Annotated in this window: 7 protein-coding genes; 1 reads left to right on the top strand and 6 read right to left on the bottom strand. The window is 68.6% G+C overall.

The genetic code is table 11. The features are described from left to right. The 4 genes from AB8M46_RS39890 to AB8M46_RS39875 all read right to left on the bottom strand — a co-directional run. Nucleotides 1-1,395: choline/carnitine O-acyltransferase (locus AB8M46_RS39890; RefSeq protein WP_394363507.1), on the bottom strand; the 1,395-nt coding region annotated here is incomplete at its 3' end. Further along, nucleotides 1,392-2,234 carry a class I SAM-dependent methyltransferase gene (locus tag AB8M46_RS39885; RefSeq protein ID WP_394363506.1) on the bottom strand — a complete coding sequence of 281 codons (843 nt, stop codon included), beginning with the start codon at nucleotides 2,232-2,234 and terminating at the stop codon, nucleotides 1,392-1,394. The genes AB8M46_RS39890 and AB8M46_RS39885, both read right to left, overlap by 4 nt. A 9-nt stretch (nucleotides 2,235-2,243) precedes the next feature. After that, on the bottom strand, nucleotides 2,244-3,095 hold the full coding sequence (locus tag AB8M46_RS39880) for an ArpA protein (RefSeq protein ID WP_037346896.1): 852 nt from the start codon (nucleotides 3,093-3,095) through the stop codon (nucleotides 2,244-2,246). 138 nt (nucleotides 3,096-3,233) lie between these two features. Then, on the bottom strand, nucleotides 3,234-5,789 hold the full coding sequence (locus tag AB8M46_RS39875; protein WP_394363508.1) for a bifunctional FO biosynthesis protein CofGH: 2,556 nt from the start codon (nucleotides 5,787-5,789) through the stop codon (nucleotides 3,234-3,236). 185 nt (nucleotides 5,790-5,974) lie between these two features. Between AB8M46_RS39875 and AB8M46_RS39870 the strand changes: the two genes are divergently transcribed. After that, nucleotides 5,975-7,573, top strand: coding sequence for a transposase (locus AB8M46_RS39870; RefSeq protein WP_394363505.1), 1,599 nt, complete (start codon nucleotides 5,975-5,977; stop codon nucleotides 7,571-7,573). Here the strand turns inward: AB8M46_RS39870 and AB8M46_RS39865 are convergent. Together AB8M46_RS39865 and AB8M46_RS39860 are read right to left on the bottom strand one after the other, a co-directional pair. After that, nucleotides 7,512-8,270, bottom strand: a complete 759-nt coding sequence (locus tag AB8M46_RS39865) for an SDR family oxidoreductase (RefSeq protein WP_125735388.1) — start codon at nucleotides 8,268-8,270, stop codon at nucleotides 7,512-7,514. The genes AB8M46_RS39870 and AB8M46_RS39865 overlap by 62 nt on opposite strands. Beyond that, entirely contained in the window at nucleotides 8,270-9,073 is an 804-nt protein-coding gene (locus AB8M46_RS39860) for an alpha/beta fold hydrolase (protein ID WP_394363503.1), read from the bottom strand. Before AB8M46_RS39860 ends, AB8M46_RS39865 begins: the two co-directional genes overlap by 1 nt. Nucleotides 9,074-9,418: the final 345 nt, after the last annotated feature.

The following is a 9,418-nucleotide window of genomic DNA, read 5'->3' as shown; positions in this document are numbered from 1 at the left end:
ACGCGTCTGGCGGTCGGCTTGGGGGTCGTTCATCACCTGGACGAACCACAGCACCTCGGGCGTCACCACACGCATCGCTTCGGTGCGCCCGTTCTGGTACTGCCGCGTCGCGATCGACTCGTACGTCGCGCCCGTGATCCCCTTCGCCCGCTTGTGCGCGAGCTGGTACGCCATCTGCGCGAAGGCGTCCGGGGACATTCCGAGCTCCTTCGCCCGCTTCGCACCGAAGTCGGTGAAGGACACCGTCTTCGTAGCGGTCGCGTCGGCGTACGCGGTGAAGGACGCGGCGGCGGCACGGGCGTCTTCGCGCAGCGCGTCGCCCAGGACGAACTCGATGACCTCGGACGACGGCACCCCGTCGGCAGGCGGCCGCTCCAGCCGTGTCCCGCTGAGCAGCGCGTCGGTGAACCCGAGGATCGTGGTCCCGTCCAGTTCGCAGTGCTCGACGTTGATCCCCGCCGTGCCGTCCTCGAACACGATCAGCGACACGGCCTTGTCGAACCAGCGGTTCCCGCTGTCGCCGTGCAGCAGGGCGTCGCACGCCTCCTGTGTGCCCGACGGCGTGAAATCCTCCAGGCACAGGCAGAACAACGCCGTCTCGATGTCGTCGAGCGCGGCCGCGTTCCCCGCCGCCAGCAACGCTTCCCGCGTCGCCGCCCACTCGGCCCTGGCCTTGGTGGTGAAATGCCCGGCGGCGGTCTGCGGGTCCTCGATGAAGTTCCCCGACTTCACGATCGCCTGCAGTCCCGCGACCAGCTGTTCGGGGGAATACGGACGGCCGTCCGGCGCGATGACGTCCATCCGGAACGGGGTGTCGCGGTGGAAGACCACGATGTGCCGCGCCCTCGACGGCCCCGGCCAGTCCTCGCGGTACGGCGTGCGCGCGGTGTCCTGCACGGCGCCGGGGATCCGCGTCGCCGAGAACAGGAACTTGTGCTGCACCATCGACTGCGGCTGCCCGCGCAGCAGGATCGGCGGGACCAGTTCCTCGTCGAGCTTCAGCTTGTAGTCCACCGCCGAAGCCGCCAGTTCGGCCGCGCGTTCCAGCTGTCCCAGCGGGGAGTCGGTGAACAGGAAGAAGAAGTTCGCGTTGAGCGCGATCCGGTCGCGACGGCCGAGGTACCGATACGGCCAGAAGGTGTCGAGCCAGCTTCGGACGTCTTCGCGCTTGTCGTAGGCCTCGAGCGCGCTCTGCAGTTCGTGCGCAGGGCTTCCTTCGGCGAGGAACTCGGTGACGGCGCCTTCGGTCTCGGCGAGTTCGCCGGGGGTGAGCAGCGGCGAGCACCACTCGAGGAACCGGCGGCAGGTGTCCTCCAGGCTGGGGACGGGGACCCGCGGCAGGATGTCCTCGTTGCCGAACGTGCGGGTGGACGGTTCCGGACTGCTCACGATCATCCTTGATCTCGAAGGGGAAGGGCGTTCAGCGCGGAGGCGAGCCCGCCCGCCGCGCCGGTCGGGCGGGAGACGAACAGCCGCGCGTACAGCCGGCCGCCGTCCTCCAGCCCACGCGGGTCGACGCCCGCGACGGACAGATTGTCCAGGATCTGCGTCTGTTCCTCATCCGAAGCGAATTTCCGCTGCCGGAAGACGCCCTCGACCCCGGTCGTCTCGTAGTCCAGTTCGCCGAGGCTGTCGGCGACCGGGCCGTAGGAGAACATCCGGAGGACGAAATGCGCCATCCACGGCCGGTTTTCCCGCGCGATCCGCACGAGGGTCTTCTCGGTGACGTAGCCGACGCAGCCGGTCGAGATGACGATGTCGACCTCGGACAGCAACGCGCGCTGTTCGTCCGTCGGGTCTTCGTTCTCCAGATCGGCGTGGATCGCTTCGTCGATGAAGCCCGCTGCGAGCGCGTAGTCCAGCGCGGGCGCGGAGGCGTCGAGGCCGATGAAGCGGACGTCGTCGTTCTCGACCATCCGGCGATCGCGCGCGATCAGCTCGTCCCGGCTCAGCGAACCGGCGGACGCGTAGTGGTCGTACAGCCGTTCCATCGTGGTGTCGCATCTGTGCAGCGCCGCGTTCACGCCGTACGAACAGCCCAGGTCGAGCACCGTCGGCACCTTGACGTCGGCTTCCGCCCGGTACTCGTCGATCAGCTTCGCGAAGTAGGCCTTCGCCTGCTGCGGGATGTCGTAGTCCAGCGGACGCAAGGTGCCGAAGAAGGCGCGTGGATCGGGAGCGGTGTAGATGTCGTCGAAATTGATCTTGCCGGTCGAATCCAAAGGCACGGCCATGCTCCTGACTTAGTCGAGCAGCTGATCGCCCCGGATAGCCGCGGAAGCGACGTGTTCCGGCAGGACCCGGCCGAACAGCTGTCTCGTCCGCTCCGGACTGCCGATGACCCCAGGGCGCTCGCTGTACGCGAAGATCGCGGAATGGCGGGCGACTGCCCCTTGAACACTACTCACCCGATGCAGCGCGAAGCGTCCGCGAAACAGCTGAAGATCGCCAGGACGGAGAGTGAGCCGCCTGATCAGGTGATCGCCTTCGCCCGCCAGGACGGCACGGACGTCGTCGAAGTTCTCCGCCGTTTCGGAGCGGATGTTCGGGCAGTATTCGAAGACACCGCCGTCGGCCGCTTCCTGCGTGAGCATGCTGACCGTGTACTCGTTGGTGTCGAAATGCCACGGATGCGCGCGGCCCGGTTCGATCACGTTGAGCACCAGACCGGACAGCGGATCGGCGAGTTCGTGCAGTTCGGGGAGTTCGAAGCAGTCGGCCACGAACCGCTGGAACTCGCGGCTCGAGTACAGCTGCTGGATCACCGCGGTCGCCGGGATCCGGTCTCGCGCCACGAAAGCGTTGCCGCGTTCCATGATCGTGCGGCCGGGGTGGTCCTCCGGCAGCGGAGTGTCGATGGCGATGTTGTAGGCGTTGACGCGTTCGACCTTCGCGTACGCCTCCGGAGCGATCTTCGCCCCTTCGCGGCGAAGGACGTCACGCAACTCCGGACGGATGAAGTCGGCCAGCACACTGCAGCCCGTTTCCCGCAGTTCGGCGCGGGTCCGGGAAACGATTTCGCGCCACGCCGGGCTTCCCGGTTCGGACAACGGATAGCGGGCGGTATCGGCCACTTGGACTGCGCTCGCGGTCATCGACGTCCTCTCGGCTGCCCGGAAGTGATTCTCGGGTTTAGCACAGAAAACGCCCACGACCCCCGCGCCTTGTGAGCGGTGCCACACGCAACGTGACGGCCCCCTGACTCGGGTCAGGGGGCCGTCAGGGGCTTTTCGTCAGCTGGTGACAAGCGGCAAAAGCGGACGGCGCACCGCGGTCGCGACGCCGTCGGACGCCTGGGCCGCGGCGATCCGCTCGGCGGTCGGCGTGCCGTATTCGGTGGTCCGCTGGCGCAGCGGACGGCCCAGCGGCTCGACCATCGCGCGCATGTCGCTGATCGTCTTGTACGACCCGTTCGCCGCGCCCGCCATCCGGCTGATCGTCTCCTCCATCAGCGTTCCGCCGATGTCGTTGACCCCGCCCTGCAGCACCGCGCGGCTGCCCTCTTCGCCGAGTTTCACCCAGGAACTCTGGATGTTGTCGATCATCCCGTGCAGCAGCAGCCGGGCCAGCGCGTGCACCGCGCGGTTCTCGCGCAGCGTCGTGCCCGCCCTCGCCAGTCCGGCGAGGTAGATCGGCGAACTCTGGTGGATGAACGGCAGCAGCACGAACTCGCTGAACCCGCGCCGCCCGTTGCGCTCCAGGCCTTCGCGCTGCAATTTCGCCAGCAGCTTCAGATGCCCGACCCAGTGCGCCGGCGTGTCGACGTGGCCGTACATCATCGTCGACGTCGTCGTGATGCCGAGTTTGTGCGCGGTGGTGACGACGTTGATCCATTCCGACGTCGGCAGCTTGCCCTTCGTCAGCACCCACCGCACGTCGTCGTCGAGGATCTCCGCCGCCGTGCCCGGCAGCGAGTCGACGCCCGCTTCCTTCGCCCGCGCCAGCCAGTCTTCGATCGAGAGGTTCGTCCGCGAAGCGCCGTTGACGACCTCCATCGGCGAGTACGAGTGCAGGTGGATGTCCGGCTGACGGCGTTTCACCTCCGCCGCGAGGTCGAAGTACGCGGTACCCGGCAGATCCGGGTGGATACCGCCCTGCATGCAGATCTCGGTCGCACCGGCGGCCCAGGCCTCGTCGACGCGGTCGCCGACCTGCTCCAGCGAGAGCGTGTACGCGTCGGCGTCGGTACGCCGCTGGGCGAACGCGCAGAACCGGCAGCCGGTGTAGCAGACGTTGGTGAAGTTGATGTTCCGCGTGACGACGAAGGTGACGTCGTCGCCGTTCACCTCGCGACGCAGGTCGTCGGCGATCTTCGCGAGCGCGTCGAGCTCCGGCCCGTCGGCGTGCAGCAGCGCCAGCGCCGCGTCGTCCGACAGCCCGGCGGGGTTCTTTTCCGCGCTGCGCAAGGCATCCCGGATGTCGGTGTCGAACCGCTGCGGCCCGGTCTTGATGTTGCCCTTGATCTCGGCCCAATCGCCGTAGACCGAGTCGAAGTCGCTGCGGCGGTCTTCCGTGCGCCCGACGGTGTCGACCTCGACGTGCAGATCGGTACGCCCGGCCTCCTTCCATCCGCCGTCCGGCTCCTGCCACGGGATGCCCACCGGGATGGCCTCTTCGATCGCGAGCCCGGTTTCGGTGTCGGTCAGCGGCGCGAGATGCGCGTTCATCCGCGGGTCCAGCCACGGCTCGCCGGCCTTGACGTACTCCGGATAGATCGGCAGCCGCTCGCGCACGGTGAACCCGAGCGCCTCGGTGCGGCGTTTGAGCTCGTCGATCTGCGGCCACGCGCGTTCGGGGTTCACGTGGTCGGGGGTCAGCGGCGAGACGCCGCCCCAGTCGTCGATACCCGCGTTCAGCATCAGTTCGTACTGCTGGCCGATCAGGTTCGGCGGCGCCTGGATACGCATCCGCGGTCCGAGCACCAGCCGCGCGACGGCGATGGTCGCGGCGAGTTCTTCGAGGTCGGCGTCCGGGGTCGCGCGCATCTTCGTGTCCGGCTTCGCGCGGAAGTTCTGGACGATGACCTCCTGGATGCCGCCGTAGGTCTTCGCGACCTTGCGGATGGCGAACAGGGAGTCGGCGCGTTCCTCGAAGTTCTCACCGATGCCGATCAGGATGCCCGTGGTGAACGGCACCGAACTGCGGCCGGCGTCCTCCAGCACCCGCAGGCGGACGTCCGGGTCCTTGTCCGGCGAGCCGTAGTGCGGGCCGCCCTTCTCGGTGTACAGCCGCTTCGCCGTCGTCTCCAGCATCATGCCCATCGACGCCGAGACCGGCTTGAGCCGCTGGAAGTCCTGCCAGCTCAGCACGCCGGGGTTGAGGTGGGGGAGGACGCCGGTCTCTTCGAGCACCCGGATCGCCATCGCCCGGACGTAGGACAGCGTGTCGTCGTAGCCGTGCGCGTCGAGCCAGTCCTTCGCCGCCTTCCAGCGGTCCTCCGGACGGTCGCCGAGGGTGAGGAGCGCTTCCTTGACCCCCATCTCGGCACCCTTGCGAGCGATGTCGAGCACCTCGTCGGGGGAGAGGAACGGCGATTCGACGCGGCCGGGGACGGTCGCGAAGGTGCAGTAGCCGCAGCGGTCCCGGCACAGCCGGGTCAGCGGGATGAACACCGAACGGCTGTAGGTGACCACGCCGGGACGGCCGGCCGCGACGAGCCCGGCGTCGCGGACCCGGGAGGCGTGCTCGGACAGCGTCTTGAGGTCGTCGCCGCGCGCCTGGAGCAGGATCGAGGCCTCGGTGATGTCGAGGGTCTTCCCGTCGCGCGCCCTGGCGAGCGCCCGGCGCATCGCCGAGGTGGTGGGGGCGTTCGCGTCAGCAGGGGATGCCATTCCCGCACGCTATGGCCGGACTCGCTCCACCTGCCAGTGTGCATCCCGCCACCGCGTCACCCACGTGGGTGTGGTCACTGTTTCCGCTGGTCAGCGCATGATCTTGGTTGCCGATCAGGGGCTGCGAGTGTATTACCTAAAGTGTGGCTTCGGTGATCGGCAAGAAGGTCGGCGGGCGGACTTACTACTACCTCGTCACCTCCGCGCGGGTCGACGGCGAGCCGAGGGTGGTTTCGCAGCGCTATCTGGGCACGGCCGAGGAGATCGGGCGCGCGATGGACGGCGACGTCTCCGCGCCCGGCGAAGCGCGTCACCGGACCTTCGGCGACGTCGCGGCGGTATGGGCCACGCTGCGACGGCTCGACTTCGTGCGCCGGGTCGACGAAGCCGTCGGAGCCCAGCGCGCGTCGACCACCCTGGGAACTCATCTCGCGCTCGCCGTCCTGCACCGCGCGACAGCTCCCGAAACGCAGCTAGCCGACTGGTGGCGTGACTCCGTCGCCAGGGAATTCATCCAGGCCGACCTGTCGAATCACCGCCGGGCGCTGCAACGCCTCACACCGGACCGGATCGCGCGGATCGAGACCGCCGTCGCCGACGCGGTGCTCTCCTGGCTGGGGACGGGCGACGCCGCGCTCGCCGTCGACGTCCCGCAGTTCGCCACCTTCACCACGGCCGACCCCTGCCGCTGCGAACTCGCCGGCCTCGGCCTGGTGGTGACCAAGGACGGCGCGATCCCGCTGGCGTCGCACGTGTACCCGCGGGAAGGGGCGCCGCCGTTCGCCGCGCTCGCCGAAGAACTCCGCTCGCGGTATCCCGTCACGCTCGTCTTCACCGCGGGCCAGGCGGCCCAACTGGATCTCGGGCGGCATTTCGTCGGCGCGCTCCCGCTGTCGGAACATCCGGAACTGCTGGCGAAACCGCCGTCCGCGCGCAAACCGGTCGACCCGGAAAGGTTCGCCGGACTGACCGCCCTCGACACCAGGGCCGTGGTCGCCGGGATGCGGCGGCGCGTGATCCTCACGCATTCGGAGACCCTGCACAACGCGCAGGCCCGCGCGTTCGGCGAGGAACTGGGCACCGCGACCCGCGAACTCGCCGGCCTCGACGCCGCGCTGGCCTCGGGCACGTACCGGGGCGACCGCGGCCAGGTGAACGCCGAAATCGCCCGGATCACCCGCGGCCGCCGCGTCGAACGGGTGCTCTCACCGGCACTGACCGGGACGAAGCCGGGGGAGATCCGGCTGACCTGGAAGGTGGACGACGCCGCCGTCTCGCGGTTGCACGACGAGTTCTTCGGCAAGCAGGTGCTGGTCACCGACCACGACTGGCCGGTGGCCGAGGTCGTCACCGCGTACCGGGCCCGCACCCACCTCGACTCGACGTTCCGCTGGCTGACCGGCCCCGCCGTCGCCGGTCCGGCCCCGCGCTGGGAGTGGACGCCGCATCGGATCGCCGTGCACACCCTGGTCACGGTGCTCGCGTCCACGGTCACCCACCTCATGCGGCGCGAGGCCGACCGCGCGGGGATGAACCTGTCGGTCCGCGAACTGATGGACAGCCTCGCGGGGATAGGGGAGACCGTGCTGCGGTATCCGTCCACCGGCGGCCGACCGCGGACGCGGCGCCTGCTGACCGAGCGGAACCCGGAACAGCAGGCGCTCTTCGACCTCTTCGGCCTCAGCTCTCCCGATGGATATGAAGCGCGGAGAAGCTCTGCACCACCGGCATCAACTCGATGACGTTGATGTTCACGTGCTCCGGCTGCGAAGCCGCCCAGAAAACGGACTCGGCCACGTCGGCGGCCGTCAGCGGTGTCGTGCCCTTGTAGACGTTGTCCGCCTTGCTCTGGTCGCCCTCGAACCGGACCACGGAGAACTCCGTGCCGCCGACCAGGCCCGGCTCGACGTTGGTCACCCGGACGCCGGTGCCCTGCAGGTCCGCGCGCAGGTTCAGGCTGAACTGGTGCACGAACGCCTTGGTCGCGCCGTACGCGTTGCCGCCGGGGTAGGGATAGCTGCCCGCGACCGAGCCGATGTTGATCACGTGCCCGCGGCCGCGCTCGACCATGCCGGGCAGCAGGGCGCGGGTGAGATGCGCGAGCCCCTTGATGTTCGTGTCGATCATCTGGTCCCAGTCGTCGAGCTTCGCCCGGTGGGCGGGCTCGAGCCCCTTCGCGAGGCCGGCGTTGTTCACCAGCAGGTCGACTTCGGCGAACTCGGCGGGCAGCGTGCCGGGGAGCGCGGCCACCGCGTCGGCGTCCCGGACGTCGAGCTCGAAGGGGAGGACGTTCTCGCCCAGCTCACCGGCCAGTTTGTCGAGCCGGTCCTTGCTCCGCGCGGCCGCGACGACCTTGGCGCCGTCGGCGGCGAACCGGCGGACGATCTCGACGCCGAACCCGGCGCTGGCACCGGTCACGAAAACGGTCTTCTGGGGCATCAGTCAATCTCTTTCAAGAATCGTGCGAACACGTCGTTGAACTCGGCCTCGCGCTCCAGGTTAGGCATGTGCGCGGCGCCCTCGATCACCGCCAGGGTGGAGCCGGGGATGAGGTCGTGCATGAGTTCGGCGTCCGCGACCGGCGTGAACTCGTCCTCGGTCCCGACGACGACCAAGGCCGGTACTTCCACGCGCGCGAGGCTCTCCCGGTAGTCCGGACGCTCGGCCCGTCCCCTGAGCGCGGCCGCCGCTCCTTCCTTGGGCGTCGTGCGCATCATCCCGAGGACGTGCGCCGCCACGTCCGGCATGGTGCGGACGTTCTCCGGGGCGACCATCTTCGTCAGCACTTCCTCCGCGTACGGGTTCAGTCCCTCCGCGAGGACGCGGTCCGCCATCTCGTTGCGGACGCGCTTGCCCTCGTCGGTCTCCGCCTGGGGAGAGGTGTCGGCGAGCAGGAGGCCGGCGACGCGCTCGGGGTAGGTGCGGTGGAACTCCATGACGATCTGCCCGCCCATGGAGAGGCCGCCCAGCACGAAGCGCTCCAGACCGAGGTGATCGGCGAGCCGGACGATGTCGGCCGCGAAGACCTCGAGACCCGTCTTCTGGTCCTTTGCCGGCTTGGTCGTCTCGCCGTACCCGCGAAGGTCCGCGGTGACGACCCGGTAGCCCTCCCGGCTGAAGCGTTCGGCCTGGGGCCGCCACATCGAACGGTTGAAGGGGTGGCCGTGGACGAGGACGACGGGCAACCCGGTGCCGAGGTCGTCGTAAGCGACGGAGATGCCGTCGAGTTCCGCAGTACTCATGAGCCCGACGCTAATCGGAGCAATCGTCAGGATCAATACGGTGCAATGTACTCGGAGCAATGTTCTTGCCCGGGAGTTCATCTGCGGTCCCCTGGGGTGATCACCGCGTGATCGCCGGGTCCGAGCCCGTTTATGGCCTCTGACCTGCGCGAATGTCGTTAAGGTACCCCCCTGTTTTCGGGGGTTTCCGGCCATGTAAAGTTCTCTTCGTCGCCAGGGAAACCGAGCGGCCGACCGGGACACGAACCAAGCTCTCGCTCAGTGCGATTGAGTGGGTGTCCCACCAAAAACTGCTAGGAATGACTGCTTCGGATAAGGCCGCTTAGCTGTGGTGCGATTCGGGGT

Source organism: Amycolatopsis sp. SB7-3 (genome assembly GCF_041021335.1).
Lineage (GTDB): Bacteria > Actinomycetota > Actinomycetes > Mycobacteriales > Pseudonocardiaceae > Amycolatopsis > Amycolatopsis japonica.
The sequence above is the reverse complement of the archived record's forward strand: the minus strand, read 5'-3'. Positions and strand labels throughout refer to the sequence as shown.